The organism is Vreelandella neptunia (assembly GCF_000712975.1).
In the GTDB taxonomy this organism is placed as follows: domain Bacteria; phylum Pseudomonadota; class Gammaproteobacteria; order Pseudomonadales; family Halomonadaceae; genus Vreelandella; species Vreelandella qaidamensis.
Genome location: NZ_JHQL01000001.1, coordinates 399,846 through 415,062 on the forward strand (window position 1 = coordinate 399,846; position 15,217 = coordinate 415,062).

15 protein-coding genes and 1 pseudogene are annotated in these 15,217 nt (G+C 54.0%); 12 read left to right on the forward strand and 4 right to left on the reverse strand.

The genetic code is table 11. The annotated features are described in order from the left end of the window. Positions 1-23: 23 nt before the first annotated feature. The 4 genes from CR46_RS0101820 to CR46_RS0101835 all read right to left on the reverse strand — a co-directional run bounded on the left by CR46_RS0101820 (position 24) and on the right by CR46_RS0101835 (position 5,137). Positions 24-1,679: an ABC transporter ATP-binding protein gene (locus CR46_RS0101820; RefSeq protein WP_030069572.1), complete on the reverse strand. Its 1,656-nt coding sequence runs from the start codon at positions 1,677-1,679 to the stop codon at positions 24-26. A 10-nt stretch (positions 1,680-1,689) separates the two neighbouring features. Next, positions 1,690-2,523 (reverse strand): ABC transporter permease, encoded by an 834-nt coding sequence (locus CR46_RS0101825; protein WP_030069574.1) that lies wholly within the window; start codon positions 2,521-2,523, stop codon positions 1,690-1,692. Continuing rightward, a complete protein-coding gene (locus CR46_RS0101830; protein WP_030069576.1) occupies positions 2,520-3,497 on the reverse strand; it encodes an ABC transporter permease in 978 nt (325 codons plus the stop codon). Before CR46_RS0101830 ends, CR46_RS0101825 begins: the two co-directional genes overlap by 4 nt. Positions 3,498-3,580: 83 nt before the next feature. Continuing rightward, positions 3,581-5,137 carry an ABC transporter substrate-binding protein gene (locus tag CR46_RS0101835; RefSeq protein WP_030069583.1) on the reverse strand — a complete coding sequence of 519 codons (1,557 nt, stop codon included), beginning with the start codon at positions 5,135-5,137 and terminating at the stop codon, positions 3,581-3,583. A 265-nt stretch (positions 5,138-5,402) separates the two neighbouring features. Between CR46_RS0101835 and CR46_RS0101840 the strand changes: the two genes are divergently transcribed. The 12 genes and pseudogenes from CR46_RS0101840 to CR46_RS0101900 all read left to right on the forward strand — a co-directional run bounded on the left by CR46_RS0101840 (position 5,403) and on the right by CR46_RS0101900 (position 15,210). Then, the gene (locus CR46_RS0101840; protein ID WP_030069585.1) at positions 5,403-6,077 is read left to right on the forward strand and encodes a GntR family transcriptional regulator; all 675 of its coding nucleotides are present in this window, start codon (positions 5,403-5,405) and stop codon (positions 6,075-6,077) included. A gap of 172 nt (positions 6,078-6,249) precedes the next feature. Next, on the forward strand, positions 6,250-9,915 hold the full coding sequence (locus CR46_RS0101850) for an ATP-binding protein (RefSeq protein ID WP_030069587.1): 3,666 nt from the start codon (positions 6,250-6,252) through the stop codon (positions 9,913-9,915). Beyond that, a complete protein-coding gene (locus CR46_RS0101855) occupies positions 9,912-10,541 on the forward strand; it encodes a condensin complex protein MksE (RefSeq protein WP_030069589.1) in 630 nt (209 codons plus the stop codon). The genes CR46_RS0101850 and CR46_RS0101855 overlap by 4 nt, the downstream gene beginning before the upstream one ends. Further along, complete coding sequence (locus CR46_RS0101860; protein ID WP_030069590.1) at positions 10,538-11,767, forward strand: hypothetical protein; 1,230 nt, start codon at positions 10,538-10,540, stop codon at positions 11,765-11,767. The genes CR46_RS0101855 and CR46_RS0101860 overlap by 4 nt, the downstream gene beginning before the upstream one ends. Further along, positions 11,764-12,630 carry a DUF7281 domain-containing protein gene (locus CR46_RS0101865; RefSeq protein ID WP_030069592.1) on the forward strand — a complete coding sequence of 289 codons (867 nt, stop codon included), beginning with the start codon at positions 11,764-11,766 and terminating at the stop codon, positions 12,628-12,630. The genes CR46_RS0101860 and CR46_RS0101865 overlap by 4 nt, the downstream gene beginning before the upstream one ends. A gap of 393 nt (positions 12,631-13,023) precedes the next feature. Further along, entirely contained in the window at positions 13,024-13,278 is a 255-nt protein-coding gene (locus CR46_RS0101870; protein WP_030069594.1) for a type II toxin-antitoxin system Phd/YefM family antitoxin, read from the forward strand. Continuing rightward, positions 13,271-13,534 (forward strand): Txe/YoeB family addiction module toxin, encoded by a 264-nt coding sequence (locus CR46_RS0101875; RefSeq protein ID WP_030069596.1) that lies wholly within the window; start codon positions 13,271-13,273, stop codon positions 13,532-13,534. The genes CR46_RS0101870 and CR46_RS0101875 overlap by 8 nt, the downstream gene beginning before the upstream one ends. A 198-nt stretch (positions 13,535-13,732) precedes the next feature. Further along, positions 13,733-14,011 carry a type II toxin-antitoxin system RelE/ParE family toxin gene (locus CR46_RS0101880; protein ID WP_030069598.1) on the forward strand — a complete coding sequence of 93 codons (279 nt, stop codon included), beginning with the start codon at positions 13,733-13,735 and terminating at the stop codon, positions 14,009-14,011. Beyond that, positions 14,011-14,304 carry a HigA family addiction module antitoxin gene (locus CR46_RS0101885; RefSeq protein WP_030069600.1) on the forward strand — a complete coding sequence of 98 codons (294 nt, stop codon included), beginning with the start codon at positions 14,011-14,013 and terminating at the stop codon, positions 14,302-14,304. Before CR46_RS0101880 ends, CR46_RS0101885 begins: the two co-directional genes overlap by 1 nt. A 118-nt stretch (positions 14,305-14,422) precedes the next feature. After that, a pseudogene (locus CR46_RS18280) lies at positions 14,423-14,581 on the forward strand (MBL fold metallo-hydrolase); the annotation flags it as partial. A gap of 57 nt (positions 14,582-14,638) precedes the next feature. Then, positions 14,639-14,809, forward strand: coding sequence for a hypothetical protein (locus CR46_RS0101895; RefSeq protein WP_030069602.1), 171 nt, complete (start codon positions 14,639-14,641; stop codon positions 14,807-14,809). Beyond that, on the forward strand, positions 14,809-15,210 hold the full coding sequence (locus CR46_RS0101900; RefSeq protein WP_030069604.1) for a type II toxin-antitoxin system death-on-curing family toxin: 402 nt from the start codon (positions 14,809-14,811) through the stop codon (positions 15,208-15,210). Before CR46_RS0101895 ends, CR46_RS0101900 begins: the two co-directional genes overlap by 1 nt. Positions 15,211-15,217: the final 7 nt, after the last annotated feature.

Below are 15,217 nucleotides of genomic sequence, written 5' to 3' on the forward strand. Positions count from 1 at the left end.
TAAAGAGGTTAACGATTCAGTGATTAGGCGGTAGCCGCCACCGGCGCTTGACGACCAGGAATCGCATCAAGCAGCGACTGGGTATAGGCTTCTTTTGGCTGAAGGAATATTTGTTCAGCGCTGCCTTGCTCAACAATACGGCCATGCTGCATTACCACGATGCGATCGCAAATTTGCGCAGCTACCCGTAAATCGTGGGTAATAAACAGTAGTGAAAGCGAAAGCCGTTGCTTCAGTTCTTCAAGCAGCTCAAGCACCTGGGCTTGAATAGACACATCCAGTGCTGAGACTGCTTCATCTGCCACAATAAGCTCTGGATTTAACGCTAACGCACGGGCAATGCCAATGCGCTGGCGCTGCCCGCCGGAAAACTCATGGGGGTAGCGCTCCACGGCGCTTGCGCCAAGACCCACTAGGTCAAGCAATTCCCCCGCTTGTTTCAGGGCAGTGGCTTTGGGGGTGCCATTGGCCATAGGCCCTTGTGCGATCGCCATGCCGACCCGAGTACGTGGGTTAAGCGAGGCGTAGGGGTCCTGAAAAATCATCTGCACGCGGTGGCGTTCACGACGCAATGCATCGCCCTTTAGCTGTGAAAGATTAACACCATCGAGCAGCAGTTCACCGCTATCTGGATGTTCAAGACGCACCACACAGCGGCCAAGGGTAGATTTCCCCGACCCCGATTCGCCAACAATGCCGATAGTTTCGCCGCGCGCCAAGGTTAGCGAGATATCATCCAGCGCGCGAACTTCGCGGGCCGTTTTAAACCATCCCCCGCGTGAACGAAAGACTTTATTTAGCTGTTTGATCTCTAGCAGTGGGGCCACCTGGCTTGTCTCACGGTGGGGTGGCACAGCATTGCTGGGAATGGCGGCAATCAGTGCTTGTGTATAAGCATTTTGTGGATTTTCCAGCACCTCTTTTGCTTCACCGATTTCGACAATTTTACCATGGCGCATAACACAAACGCGGTTGGCAATTTCAGCCACGACCCCAAAATCATGGGTAATAAACATCACCGCCATACCACGGCGGCGCTGCAGATCACGAATAAGCTCAAGGATTTGGGCCTGGGTAGTCACATCCAGCGCGGTGGTGGGCTCGTCGGCGATTAACAGTACGGGCTCAAGGGCCAATGCCATGGCGATCATGACGCGTTGCCGCTGGCCGCCTGAAAGCTCAAAAGGATAAGCGCTAATGGCTTTTTCTGGCTGCGGGATACCGACTTCAATCAGCAGCTCCAGAGCGCGCGCTTGCCGTTGTTTGGGGGTTAATTGACCGTGTGCTTCGAACACCTCAGCAATTTGGGCACCGACCCGCATTAACGGATTAAGCGCAGTCATCGGTTCCTGAAAAATCATGCCGATTTTAAGGCCGCGCAGGGCGCGATGCTGCTTCTCGGTGAGGGAGATAACGTCTTGTCCCAGAAAGTTGACCTCACCTTGAACGGGGCGAACGCCTTTAGGCAGCAGTCCCATCACAGTGTTAGCAGCCATGGATTTACCTGAGCCGGACTCCCCGACCACGCACATGATTTCGCCGCGATTAACGTCGTAGCTAACGTTTTCCACCGCCAAGGCTCGGTCGGCCCCTTTGGGTAGCGCCACACTTAAGTCACGAATGCTAAGTACTGTTTCAGCTGATGGATGCTCTTTTTTAGAATCGGTAGTGACCGTCATGAAGGGGCTCCTAGCGCTCGCGGGAAAGTTTGGGGTTAAGCGCATCGTCTAGCCCTTCACCGACTAAGTTCAATGCTAGAACGGTGAGCAGAATCGCTACACCAGGAAAGAAGCTCAGCCACCACGCTTGGCGAATAACCGTACGCGCTGCGCCAATCATGTAGCCCCAGGACATCACATTGGGGTCGCCCAAGCCTAAAAACGACAGCGCTGATTCCAGCAAAATAGCGGTAGCGACCATCAACGACGCCAACACAATAATTGGCGACAGCGTGTTAGGCAGAATCTGACGCAAGATAATGGTGCTATTGGTTTGGCCAACCAAGCGAGCCGCTTCAACGTATTCACGGTGCCGCAACGACATAAACTCAGCCCTTACCAAACGGGCAACCGGGGGCCAACTGACCAGCGCAATTGCCAGCACAATGGAGGTGATGCTGGGTTGCATAATTGCCACTAGCACAATTGCCAGGGCAAAGTTGGGGATGGTTTGAAAGAACTCGGTAAAGCGCATGAGTACGTCGTCAATCAGCCCCCCGTAGTAGCCCGCAATCGCTCCCAGCGGCACGCCAATTAGTAGGGCAACGCTAGTGGATACCAAACCAATCAGCAGCGACACCCAGGCTCCATGCATTAACCCTGCAGCCACGTTGCGTCCCATGGTATCGGTGCCCAGCAGAAAACCGTCCTGGGAAAGCGGCGGCAAAAAGGGACGCTGAACCATGCGCCAGGGAGACTCAGGAAATAGCAGCGGAGCAAGAATCGCCATGGCGATAATCAATAGCAGAATGATCAGCCCTACCAGGGCACCACGGTTTTGCGCAAAGCGTGCGAAAAAGCTCATGAGGCCCCCTTAATGCGCGGATCAGCCAGGCGGTAAACCAAGTCGGTAAGAATATTGAAGACAATCACCAACGCCGCTGAGAAGAAGAAAATACCCAGCAACAGGTTGTAGTCACGCTGCTGTAGCGCTTCAAACATCAGTCGCCCAATACCCGGCCAAGCAAATACGGTTTCCGTCAGAATAGCGCCACCAACCATCTGCCCAGCCTGCAAGCCTGCCAGGGTGATAATCGGCAGTAAGGCATTGCGCAGAATGTGTCGGCGCTGAATGACGCTAGGCTTTAAACCCTTCGCACGGGCGGTTTTAACGAAGTCCTGCTGGGCTGCATCGAGCATTGAGGTGCGCGTCATACGGGTATAAATCGCCATAAAAAATAGCGCCAGCGTGGTGGCAGGCAGTATTAAATGCTTGGCGACATCCAGCACAAGCGCAAAGCCAGTGTGGCCCGCGCCAACCGTGTAAAGACCATAAGCGGGCAGCCAACCAAGATAAACAGAAAACACCACCACCGACATCAGTGCTACCCAAAACAAGGGCGTGGCATAAAACACTAAGGCCAGCGCCATAATTAGCGAGCCAGAGGGCTTTTTAACCCGCGCCGCTGCCATGGAACCTGCCACTATGCCGAGCACCAGCGAGAGCACAAACGCCGTGCCGGTTAGCAACAGCGTGGCGGGTAAGCGATCCATAATCAGATCAAAAACAGGTACACCAAGCCGATAGGAGTAACCAAAATCGAGCATGGCAATGCCTGATACGTAACGCCACAGTTGCACATATATCGGCTGATCAAGTCCGAAGCGTTCACGTAACTGGTTGAGAAACTCCTGGTCAGCCGCGCCCGCCTCACCGGCTAAAATCGCCGCAGGGTCTCCGGGGGCCATCTGAATAAGAAAGAAGTTAAAAATAACGATTAAGAACAATACGATAACGGCCTTCAATAGCCGCATCACTATCAAGCGAGCGTAAACCATAGACACCTTCCTGACCGACACCTTCATGACATGGCTGAAGCACCCAGGCAGCTGGCGCTACCTGGGTGGGGCTGTGGCTAAAACTAGCGGTCTAGCCAAGCATCTTTGAAGCCGTCGTTAACACCCACGCCGGAGGTCACGAGGTCTTTTACGTCACAGCGGTAAAGGGTAGGGAAGCCAAGCTCCATCAACCAACCGACAGGCACGTCTTCGTGGAGAATCTCCTGCACTTCACGGTATAGCGCTTCACGCTCTTCATCAGGGAAGGCCGTGGCCGCAGCGTTAAACAGCTCGTCGACCCGCTCGTTTTCGTAGCCTTCTACGTTATTCCAGGGTGAGCCTTTGGCAATATTGTCGGAAAGGTAGGTGCGCGAAATGCCCAGCGCTGGGTCGCCATACTGGAACAGGTAGGTAAAGGCGAGATCGTAATCCCAGTCGCCCAGGCGCTGGTTCCAGCCGCCTACGTCGGTGGCTTGGGTTCTTACGTTAATACCCACTTCACGCAGGTTCTGTTGTACAGCTTCAGCCCAGCGGGTCCACGTTTCGCCGTAAGGAAGTGGCAGAATGGTAATTTCTTCGCCGTCATACTCCATTTCTTCCAACAGCTCACGGGCACGGTCTGGATTGTGATCGTAAGGCTCTAAACCGTCATGTTGGAAACGCGCATTGGAGCCAAAGGCTGAGAGCGGCACATTGCCTAAGCCATTCCACAGCACATCTTTGGCAAATTCACGATCCATGGCATACATCACCGCTTGGCGGAAGCGTTTGTCGGCGGTGGGGCCTTCACGGTTGTTCATCCACAGCATGGCGAAGGGACTGAAATATTCGTGGCCTTCTTCCGTCATGCAGACGTTATCCATGGCGGATAAGCGCGGAATATCGAAGTTCTCAACGGTGCCGCTTGGCAGGACATCGATGGAGCCATTCTCGAAGGCGACAGCGCGGGAGCCGCCGTCTGGAATGATGTGCCAGTTGACGCCGTCTAGATAGGGGAGCCCGTCTTCGTAGTAGTCATCGTTTTTAACCAGCTCAATGACGGTGCCGCGTTCCCAATTAGCAAACTTGAAAGGGCCTGTGCCAATCGGGTGGTCGTTGTGTTCGTTGTTGCGGAAGTCTGTATCCGCGTAAAGGTGTTCAGGCACCATAGTGAAGGTGCCTGCTTCAAAGGAGATCAGGAACGGGCCGAAGGGCTCGATTAAGGTAAATACAACGGTGTGGTCATCCGTTGCTTCGATGCTTTCCACATGTTGTAAAACGGCCCGCGCACTGGGGTTCAGCTCGCGGTGGAAAACATCGGCAGAAAATACCACGTCGTCAGCGGTGAAGGGCTCACCGTCGTGCCAGGTGACGTCTTCACGCAGATGAAAAGTATAGGTGCGGCCATCGTCGCTGACTTCCCATGACTCTGCGAGCTGCGGCATGGGTTCCAGGTCTGTGGTGTAGCGCAGCAGCCCTTCATAGATATTGCCTGCCACGGTGCGTGTAGGGGCGTTTTGCACCATCCCCAACACTAAGCCTGGCGGTTCTGGTTGAATAATGGTGTTAACAGTGCCGCCCTGTTTCGGGTCGTCTGATAGAGCGGCCGACGAAAAAGCGAATGCTGCAGCGGAAATTGCCAAAGCCAGTGGTGTCTTCATGTTTCCTGCTCCTCGGTTATTAGCACGTAATAGATTTACGTTGTCGTTAGGCGAGCGAGGCGTGATACAAAACAGCCCAGTTGTGATTGTTGTGATAGAGCGTTGTTATGAGTTGCCGTTATAAATCGTTGTTGTGGTCGTTAGGCGAGACCTTTTTGAACATAGCAGTGGTTTGTAAAACTGTCGACAGTCGGCAATCGGCCGTCGACAGAATGCTTTTTTGCGTCATACTAAAAATACGTAATACTTAATAAGAGTAGACTCTATGGTCTCTTCCTCAGTGGCTCCCGGTGGCTTTATTCAACAGCAAAACCTTGTTGAGCAGGTGGCTGACTATTTGACGCAAGCGATTATCCAGCAACACTTTTTGCCCGGTGAGCGGCTGTCAGAAGTGCAGCTATCCCGGGATTTAGGCGTCAGCCGCGCACCGGTTCGTGAGGCTGCGCGCTTACTGGAAAGTCGTGGGCTTTTGGTCTCAAAACCAAGGCGAGGTTTTTTTGTCAGAGCGTTGAATGCCGTTGAATTGGAGGATGTCTTCGATCTGCGGCTATGCCTTGAGCGCCATGCTATCCAGCGCTTGTCAGAGCGCTATAGCAGCGAGGCTGAGCGCGCCTTAAAACAGCAGGTAGACACGTTGTGCGAAGCGGCCGCCAGCAATGATGGAACACGTCGCATTGAAGAAGACCTGCAGTTTCATCGGTTAATGCTTCATCATGCAGGCAACGAGCGGCTGCTGAGGGCCTTTGATGGTTTAACCCACGAACTTCGTCTGTGCATTACGCTGATTACCAAAACCCACGAAGCCCCCGATACCATTGCCACTAGCCATTTCCAGCTGCTCGATGCATTGGGTAGCGGCAGCGCCGAGGCTTGCCGTGAGGCGATTGATTACCATATCGGTGTCGCCAGAGACTTCGTAGTGCGCAGTGTGGGCGATTGAACGGCGAAGAAGTAATTGAAGAAGTAATTGAAAAAGTAATTGAAGAAAAAGCTGGAGACGTGTCCGACGTTGATAAATCCTGTGAATGAATAGTTCACATGTGAACAGATGCCGCTTTGCGCTAGGTCTGGCAAGATAGCGTTTTCGGACGTTTGACGATCAAGGACACGGCATGGCGCATTTGCTACGCATCGTTATGATTCACGGCCACTTGTCGGGAGTGGTTGAACTCAATGTGGATGGCCACACCAATATTTGTGGCACCAACGCGTCAGGCAAAACCACGCTTCAGCGGTTAGTGCCGGTGTTTTACGGCGAGCTGCCCAACAAGGTGGTGCCGAAAACCCGCATGAAGTTTGATGCCTTCTATTTGCCCACTCGTCAAAGCTATCTCGTTTACGAATACCGCCGCGAAGCAGGCAATGTTTGCCAAGTAGTTCTGACGCGCAAGCAAGAAGGTGGCGTGGAGTACCGTTTTGTCGGTGCCCCTTATCGGCCAGAAGACTATCTGATCGACACTGAAAAAGGCCCCTTGGCGCTGGAGTACCCACAGTGGTCTAGCGGGCTGCGTAGCAGCGGGATTCCTGTCTCTTCCAAGCTGGGAGCTACCTCCGAGTTTCGCTCGGTGATCCAAAACGACTTCACCCAGCTTCACGGTAATAGCCGCGATGGCTTAAAGCTGCGCCAAATCGCAGCGCAATTTAGCCTAGTTAACCCTGAACGGCGTATCCGTCATATCGAAAAGCTGGTCTCTGCGGTGCATGCGAAAGAGGGCAAGATGGACACCCTCAAAACCATGCTGGCGGCAATTTTCGAAGAGGATGGCGTGGAGCTGCCGGTCACCCGCATTCGCAGTGCCAAAGCGCGGGAGTGGATTGCCCAGATGCGCCAATCCATGCGCCTGGAGCCACTGCAGGCCGCGTTGACCAAACTTGGCGGCATCGACCGCGAACTGGCCCAGCTAGAGACCACGCTTTGGCAGTTGAAGCCCCAGCTAAGCGCCGATCATCAGCAGGCGGAGCAGCGCATTGCGGACCTGGATGGTGAGTTAAACCGCCACCAGCGAGAGTTCCAACAGCGTGAACATGCCTATACCCAGCAGCGCGATGAGCTGAACGACCGCCGCAGTGAAGTCGCAAGCGACTTGCAGCACACTCAGCGCCGCCTGAATGATCTGCAAACTCAGTTCGAGCACTACGCCGATGCTGACATGGCCGGGCTGGAGCGCGATATCAACGCCTTGCCCCAGTGGCGTGAACAGCGTGATCAGCTCCAGCAGCATCTGCATTTTATGCAAGAGGCGATAAAAGAGAGCCAGGCGCGCTTAGATGGCCGGTTACGCGAGCTTTCCGAAATACTTGCCCGCCAAACTCAAGAAAATCAGGAATTGATAGATGCCCTGGTCGAGGAAAAAGCCCAGCGCCGAGAGCGACAGTGGCAAGCCGAACAGCAGCATAACGAGCGCTATCAGCAAGAGCGCCAACGGCTAGAAGGTGAGTATCAAGCGCAGTTAGAACTGGGTGTTGAGCAGCTAGCCGAATTAAAAGCGCAGCTGGCGATGCCCACCCAAACTGCTGAAGAAGTTCAAGAAGCCGAGCTTGCCCAAGCGCGTTTAGACCAAACACAGCAGGAACGCAGCGTCGCCGCCGCCACGTTGGAAGCTCTGCGCCGCGAGCTTGAAAGCCACAAGCGTGAGCGCGATGCCGCCGAGCAGCAGCTGGTGCAGTGTCGTCAGCAGCGCGAGCGGGCCGAACAGCACTGCTACGTGCTCTATCAACAGCGCGACCCAGAGCAGGGCAGCTTGCGCCACTTTTTGCGTTACCACCGGCCTGGCTGGGAACAGCAGCTTGGCAAGGTCATTGCGCCAGAACTGCTTGAACGCCGAGACCTCGCCCCGCAGCTTGCTGAAAGCGCTAGCGGCGACTTGTTCGGGCTAGTGCTGGACCTAAGTGCCATTGCACTGCCGGATTACGCCCAGGACGAAGCCAGTTTGCTGGCGGCGATTGAAGAGGCAGATAGTGTCAAAAAGCGCGCCCAAACGGAGTGTACCGCTGCCGAAAAAGCCCTAAAGCAGCACAACGAACGGGTTCAGCAGGCGGATGAGGCGCAAGATCAGGCGCGGTTGGTCTATCAACGGGCCGAACAGGAAGTGGAGTATGCCCTGGAGGCTCGCCGTCAGCAGCAAGAGCGCCATACCCAGTGCCAGCAGGCACGCCGGGCGGAGCACCAAGCGGCGTTGGCTCGCCAGGAGCAGGCCCAGGCCGGACTGCGCGAAGAGAAACGCCAGTCGCTTGCCGAGCTTGCCGAAACCCATCAGAGCCAGCTGCTGGAGTTAAAAGCCGATGCGCAACACCAGCTGGATAGCCTGGAGGCGCAGCTACGCCAGTACAAGCAGCAGCTCAACGATGCCAACGAGGAACATCAGCGCCAACGCACGGAACTGGAAGAAGCCTTTAGTCAGGAGCTGGCCGACCAGGGCGTAGACCCCGCCAAGCTAAAAGAGACTAAAGAGCGCCTGGCGAACCAGGACGAACGCATTCGTAAGGTCGCCGCTCGCCAGGAAGAGCTCACCGAGTACCAACGTTTTATGCGTGTAGAGTGGAGCCAGCACAAGCCCCAACTGGTGGCTCAGGAAGCGGAGCTTGTGCAGCTTGACCAGCAGTTGAAACGTGAAAAAGCGCGCTTTAAAAACGACTTCCATGCCGCACGCGACGCGCATCAATCAGCGGTTAATGAGCTTAAAATTCAGCGCGCAAATGCCCACAGCAGCGTAGAAGCCCTTAAGCCGCTGCTGACCCAGTTGGAAAGTTTGGACATTGTTTCAGAGGGTGCGCCCTTAGCAGATGTCGTAGGTGACATGGAGGAGCGCATTGAGCGTGCGCGCCAAGCGCTAACCAGTCGCCATCAGCAGCTTGAGCAGCTGCGTCGGGGCTGCCTGGAGGTAGAAAGCCAACTGATTAAAGATGCCAGCAGTGGCTTTGCCGATGCACTGCAAAGCGAACGCGAGAAGCTGCCAAATGACAGCCCGCGACTGGTGTTACCGCTGCTGCGCGACATGCTAAAACTGTTAGAAGATCAACAGCAGCAGCTGATTCAGGAAGGGCGCAACCTAAGCGATGACCTGGATAAATTCTTTATTGTCTTCCGCGACTTAAACCGCCGAATCAGCGCCCAGAGCCGTCGGCTTTCCGACGAAGTGGCGGATGACCTGCGCCTAGAAGGCATCAGCAAAGCGGAAGTGCGCATTCAATCGACGATTGATGAACTGGGCTTTTGGGAGCCTTTAAAGCTGTTCGCCCAGCGCTACAAAGCATGGCGGGAATCCGGCCAGGAGCTGCCCAGTGACGATTACCTTAATGCACTGGCCGATGTGGTTGACCTACTGCGCAGTGACCAGCAGTACAGCTTCGAAAGTCTGCTGCGACTTGAACTGCACCTAAACGAAGGTGGCACTGATCTGGTGATCAAAAACGACCGCCAGCTGTTGGAGTCTTCCAGCCATGGCATGGCTTACCTGATTTTGTGTAAGTTTCTGCTGGCGTTTACGCGGCTGCTGCGGGGGGATGCGCAAATCGCTATCCATTGGCCGATTGATGAAATCGGCACGCTGGCTTATCACAATGTCGAAAAGTTATTTGACGCCTGTGACAGCAACCGCATCCATATTGTCGGTGCTTTCCCCAACCCAGAGTCGGATGTGCTGCTGTTGTTCGCTAATCGCTACCTGATTGAGCGGGACCCTAACCAGCCCAACCAGCGCCTGCTAAAACGTATTGAGCCGCGCCTTAGTCCGCTTGCACAGCGGATCAAGGAGCGTCAGCAAGAGGTGACCGCATGATCGAACACGGCCCGCTACTGGAACGCTTGCTGGCTGGCGAGTTTGTCTGCGCCGTCAGTGATGACAACGCCTTCCGCCATTTGGCAAATGAAGAGACCCGCGACGCGATTGATGACTACCTGCGACCGCTCAACCGCAGGCTGGCGAGCAATGATGAAGGCAGTGTCTACTTTTTAGCCTGGCGACAGCTTAATGAAACCGCTCGGGAGCAGCTATCGCGCCAGCTGAGTGACACGGTCAACAGCCTGTTGCCATTGTTGGAATGGCTGCAGCTAGTTCAAGAAGCGCTAGGCCGTGACACCTTGGCGGCCCCTAGCGATGTGCTCAAGCCCGCTGAGTTCAGCGCTAAGTGCGAAGATAACCAAAGCCTGCGCGAGCGCCTGGAACGGCTAGCCACGGACAGCTTCTTTGGCTCCCAGAGCGACCAGTTAGATGCCCAGGTAAAGCAGCTATTTAAGCGCTTGAAAGAGCATGGCTACTTGCTTCAGCCCCACGCAGAGCGTCAGGTGTTTGTGGTCACCGGTAAAATTGATTACCTGATCGAGGTGGTGCGCTTTATCCGCGATGAGGAAAACTTGCCCATCGACGCGGAGCGGGAAGAGGGTGCCCAGGAGACGCTGCTGTGAGCGAACTGGAAAGCCGCCTACTGAAAACCGGTGCTGAACGGCTGGCGCTGTTGGGCAAGCACGCCGAACGGCTGATGCAGGGCTACACCCGCGATGACGTGCCGTTAGACGGCCTCAACGACAGTGCGCTGCGCAAGCTGTTGGCCGCTCGGGTGTTATGGCGGCCAGATGAGCAGAGCGGGGTAAAGCTCTCTCCCAAGGTGCGCGACCTGATCGCTGAAATGCTCGCCGACGAAACCCGCCGCCATGTAAATGCCGATGTCGCGGAAACTCTTGAGCTAGTGCGCTCGTTGGTGCACAGCTACCGTGAGGCCCGCAGCCAAGGTGAGCATTGGCGACAGGAGCAGCAGCTGCTACGCCTGCGTCAGGAAGTGGACGATCTAAACGGGCGCTTTGCCGATGCTATTGATAGCCTCTGGCAACGACTCAACAGCGATTTCGGCTTTGTTAGCCAGTTGAGCGATAAGATCCGCGAAAACGACCGCGCCCAAAAACAAATTGTTAGGTTGCTGGATGGCCTGGCACTGATTGATTTCGACGAGCTGATTGCGTTAGTTGGTAGCGATGGCAGCCTGCGCAAGCTACTGATCAGCCAGCTACAGCAGCGCTTAAGCCACCATTACACCAGCCTGCGGGAAGTGCAGCGGCGGTTAATTGAGCTAATGGCACGCTTTCGCAAACAGCAGGCACGCAGCCGCCTGATCAGCGGCATGGTCGCGTTTATGCGCGAACATCCAGGCTTTGTGCCGAGTAATTACGCTAAACGCAGCGACGTACCTGCATTATTCAACCACGCTGCGCCGTTACATGCCGCCGCTGCGCCAGCACTAGACCGGGCGCTAGAAAGCCGCGTGCTGGCAGAACTGCTGCATGAATTGCCAACCCCGCGCCATGCTACGCACACCGTCGAGTCGGCAGTGGCTGCGCTCACGCCGGAAGATGACCTTGCCGCTGCTCGCCAGCAGGCGCTTAAACAAGATGTGGAACGCTTTTACCTCGCGGTGTTAGATCAGCCCCCCGCCGAGCCGATTAGCGCCCTCGCTTATCTGTATGACAGTCACCTCGACTGGCCCGATGAAATTTGGCTGTTTCAGGTGATCTCCGAATACCAGGGCTTGCCGCGTAGCGAGCAGCAAGCGTTTCGTCTACACCAAGACGAATCACCGGCCAGCCCATTTAACGATCTGCGCCTGATTCATGACGTCGCACTAGCGGTGGCGATATGACGTTATCAGGCCGCGCCCGTGCCGGGCTCAACAGTGTTGTTCGAGAGCTTAACCGCCAGCCCGTGGTAGAAAAATCCCGAGGCAAATGGGTCGAAGATGTGGTGGCGTGGTGCCGCCAACAAGATATAGATCTGACCAAGCGAATTTCCAATCAAACGCTGCGCTTTGACGCCACCCTAATGGCGCAAATCAACAATATACTGGAGAGTGACCGTTTGGCACCGCTAGGGCGCTCGTTAAGTGGTTTAAGCAGTGCCGCCCAGGCGGCAGAAGGCGTTGAGGAGGATAAAAGCCGCCGCGAAGGCCCACGCGCAAAACGCGTGCTGATCAACTTGTCACCGCAGCCCTCGGCGTGGCTTGCGCCAGAGCCGCGCAGCATTCGCGATGTTGATGTAAGCGGCTTGAAGCTGGCGGTGTTTGGCGCGCTCGTCCAAGTGGAAAACTTGGATAGCTTCTACGTGTTTTCGCCAGAGATAGCAGCGCTTAGCGGTTACGCTAACCCGCTGGTGGTTTACCGGGGCGACAGCCATTACGGTGGCGGCTTTGCCGAACTGAAAAAAGCATGGCGAAAAACCAACCGGCCACACCTCTACGCCGGTGACTTCGACGCCAAAGGCGTGACCCTAGCCCTAGACAGCGACGCGACGCATTTACTACTACCTGGTATCGAATGGCTCGCCCAAAACGTCACGCCACTGCACCAACCCGCTGAACAGCTGCCTTTCCAACGCCGCCTACGCCAGCTGCATCTCACGTTGCCTGACCACCACCCACTACGCCCGTACTTAGCCCTGTTGGAAAAACAGCGCGGGCTAAAACAGCAGTGGTTTGGAGGGGAGTTGGTGTGTGTATCGCTCAGTTAAGGCTGACTGGCATTAACCGATGGGCTGGGTTTTTTGTGTAATAAATGCCTGAAGATGACTCTACCCCAGCCCTCCGAGCCGCCCTCGTCATTCCTGCAGGCCCTCCGAGCCGCCCTCGTCATTCCCGCAGGCCCTTAGCGGGAATCCATGTTGACCTGGGATTTCGAGCTGCTGCAGGTCAAGGTCAAGGTCAAGGTGGATTCCCGATAACCCCACTCGGGAATGACAGTGCGGTGACTCGGAATGAAAGTGCGGTGACTCGGGAATGATGTACGGTGACTAAAAACCATCGGTGTGCTCTGTGCTAGCTGCTACAACTGACATGTTCATCATATTGTACATGTTAAGGTCTAAGGCTATACTTGTCCTGTAAAGCGTACAAGTGGAGGCTCTATGAAAATTGTATCTTTTACAGAGGCAAGAAATAGTTTGAAAGCAGTATTAGATTCCGTTGTTAATGACGCGGATACAGCGGTGATTACTCGCCGTGATTCGGAAGATGCTGTTGTTATGTCGCTAGACTACTACAACAGTCTGATGGAAACGGTGCACTTACTGCGCTCACCGGCGAATGCTGAACATTTGAATCGCTCAATTGAACAGTTCAAAGCAGGTAAGGTAACCCATAGAGACTTAATGGATGAGTAGTCGTTTACTGTCATGGACTGACGAATCCTGGAGCGATTACCTGTATTGGCAAACCCAGGACAAAAAAACGCTGAAACGAATAAACAAGCTTATAAACGACGCTAGACGCTCACCCTTTGAAGGTATTGGTAAACCAGAGCCGTTAAAGGAAAACTTAGCTGGTTTTTGGTCGCGACGTATAGATGATACGAATCGATTAGTCTACGCAGTTGATGATAATGCGATTACGATCATTTCGTGTCGTTATCACTATTAGTTTCGGCCCTTCCACAGGGCAGCTAACAAGTTAGTTACTGCACCGGAAAAATAACTCGCTGGCGCCCATCATTTTCCGGTGAGTAAAGCGTTAGCGCTACTCCAAATCCCGAAAGGGTAAGTTGTTGGCTCAGGCTCGGGTAACTCAAATAATATAGATCTGCTTGTTGCGTGATGCGCAACGCGCTATGATGTGCTGATGATTAAATCATTCCGCCACAAGGGACTCAAGCGGTTCTACGCTAGTGGCAGCACCGCTGGTATACAAGCGGATCATGCCAAGAAATTGCGTATGCAGCTTGCTGCTCTGGACACGGCCGTGTCAGTAGAAGATATGGATATCCCCGGTTTTAGGCTCCACCCGTTGAAGGGGAGAGACAAAGCGCGGTGGTCAATTTGGGTCAACGGAAATTGGCGCATGACGTTCGAATTTCGAGATGGTAATGCGTACATTCTTGATTATGAGGATTATCACTAATGACGATGCATAATCCGCCGCATCCTGGCGAATTTATTCGGGAAGTTTACCTAGAGCCTTTTGGTATTAGCTCCCGTCAGCTTGCTTCCAACTTGGGTGTTTCACCATCCACCTTGTCACGGTTGCTCAAAGGGGATAGTGGCATTAGCCCTGAAATGTCTTTGCGCTTGTCGAAGGTTCTCGGACGTACCCCAGAGAGCTGGCTATTAATGCAGGATATGTATGACCTATGGATGGCTCGCAGCACAATTAATTTGGACGACCTGCAGCCATTGGATTTTGAGGCCGCTTAACGATTGCTACTGTTGTCGTTGGCATCCTGTTGTAAAAAGCTGAGCAACCAAACTTATTGGAAATCTGTATGCCGCCAGACTAGGTTCAGGTTTCTAATAGAGAAAGCACGGACGCGATATGAACCTACTTTTCCTCGGCACCTCCGCAGGCGTGCTCACCAAGCAACGCAACGTCTCCGGCATCGCCTTGCGCGAGAGCAAAGGGAAAGGTTGGTATCTGATCGATTGCGGTGAGGGCACCCAGCATCAGGTGTTGCACACCAAGCTGTCGTTTCATTAACTTTTTTTATGCTGGCTCAGGTGTATAATCTTACCCAATTGCTCGGAGGTGCTCATGAACACAAAGATAGAAGCGTACGGCGTTAAGGCTGTTAAACGTCCTAAAATTGTGGCCAGCAAGAAACTTGATCTCTCCGGTGAGTCTGGCCAGCAAATTGTTAAGTCTGAAACCAAGCTGGTTCTCAGAACGCATAAGCGAACTTTCAAAAAGCTAGCTGATATGTGATGAACCTTATTTTCTTTCCTTTCGAGCGTGTTCTGGAGATAAATATCTTCATCCTTGAGCATGAGCCAGGTATGAAAGGGGCTGCCGATATAAATAAGCTTCAAGGCGCGTTAGGTAGAGTAGACAATGCTATTGCATACTCTGGCTTGGATGACGTTTTCGAGATTGCGGCAAAATATGTAGCATCCATTGCTCTTTCCCACTCTTTACCAGATGCAAACAAGCGAACTGGTTTGGCAGTTGGCCTGGAATATTTGTCTCTTAATGATTTCGAACTTACCGCTGATAATGAGTTATTTGCTGACGCAGTCAAAGACCTGGTGATCGGTGCCATTGATGAGTCCGATTTTGCTGATTTACTCTACGCTCAATATGCTGCAGAGCAAGATAATAAACTATAATAACGGC

Coding starts and splice junctions, on each gene's coding strand:
- CR46_RS0101820 (WP_030069572.1), bottom strand. CDS start 1,679: ATGACGGTCACTACCGATTCTAAAAAAGAGCATCCATCAGCTGAAACA.
- CR46_RS0101825 (WP_030069574.1), bottom strand. CDS start 2,523: ATGAGCTTTTTCGCACGCTTTGCGCAAAACCGTGGTGCCCTGGTAGGG.
- CR46_RS0101830 (WP_030069576.1), bottom strand. CDS start 3,497: ATGGTTTACGCTCGCTTGATAGTGATGCGGCTATTGAAGGCCGTTATC.
- CR46_RS0101835 (WP_030069583.1), bottom strand. CDS start 5,137: ATGAAGACACCACTGGCTTTGGCAATTTCCGCTGCAGCATTCGCTTTT.
- CR46_RS0101840 (WP_030069585.1), top strand. CDS start 5,403: ATGGTCTCTTCCTCAGTGGCTCCCGGTGGCTTTATTCAACAGCAAAAC.
- CR46_RS0101850 (WP_030069587.1), top strand. CDS start 6,250: ATGGCGCATTTGCTACGCATCGTTATGATTCACGGCCACTTGTCGGGA.
- CR46_RS0101855 (WP_030069589.1), top strand. CDS start 9,912: ATGATCGAACACGGCCCGCTACTGGAACGCTTGCTGGCTGGCGAGTTT.
- CR46_RS0101865 (WP_030069592.1), top strand. CDS start 11,764: ATGACGTTATCAGGCCGCGCCCGTGCCGGGCTCAACAGTGTTGTTCGA.
- CR46_RS0101870 (WP_030069594.1), top strand. CDS start 13,024: ATGAAAATTGTATCTTTTACAGAGGCAAGAAATAGTTTGAAAGCAGTA.
- CR46_RS0101875 (WP_030069596.1), top strand. CDS start 13,271: ATGAGTAGTCGTTTACTGTCATGGACTGACGAATCCTGGAGCGATTAC.
- CR46_RS0101880 (WP_030069598.1), top strand. CDS start 13,733: ATGATTAAATCATTCCGCCACAAGGGACTCAAGCGGTTCTACGCTAGT.
- CR46_RS0101885 (WP_030069600.1), top strand. CDS start 14,011: ATGACGATGCATAATCCGCCGCATCCTGGCGAATTTATTCGGGAAGTT.
- CR46_RS0101895 (WP_030069602.1), top strand. CDS start 14,639: ATGAACACAAAGATAGAAGCGTACGGCGTTAAGGCTGTTAAACGTCCT.
- CR46_RS0101900 (WP_030069604.1), top strand. CDS start 14,809: ATGAACCTTATTTTCTTTCCTTTCGAGCGTGTTCTGGAGATAAATATC.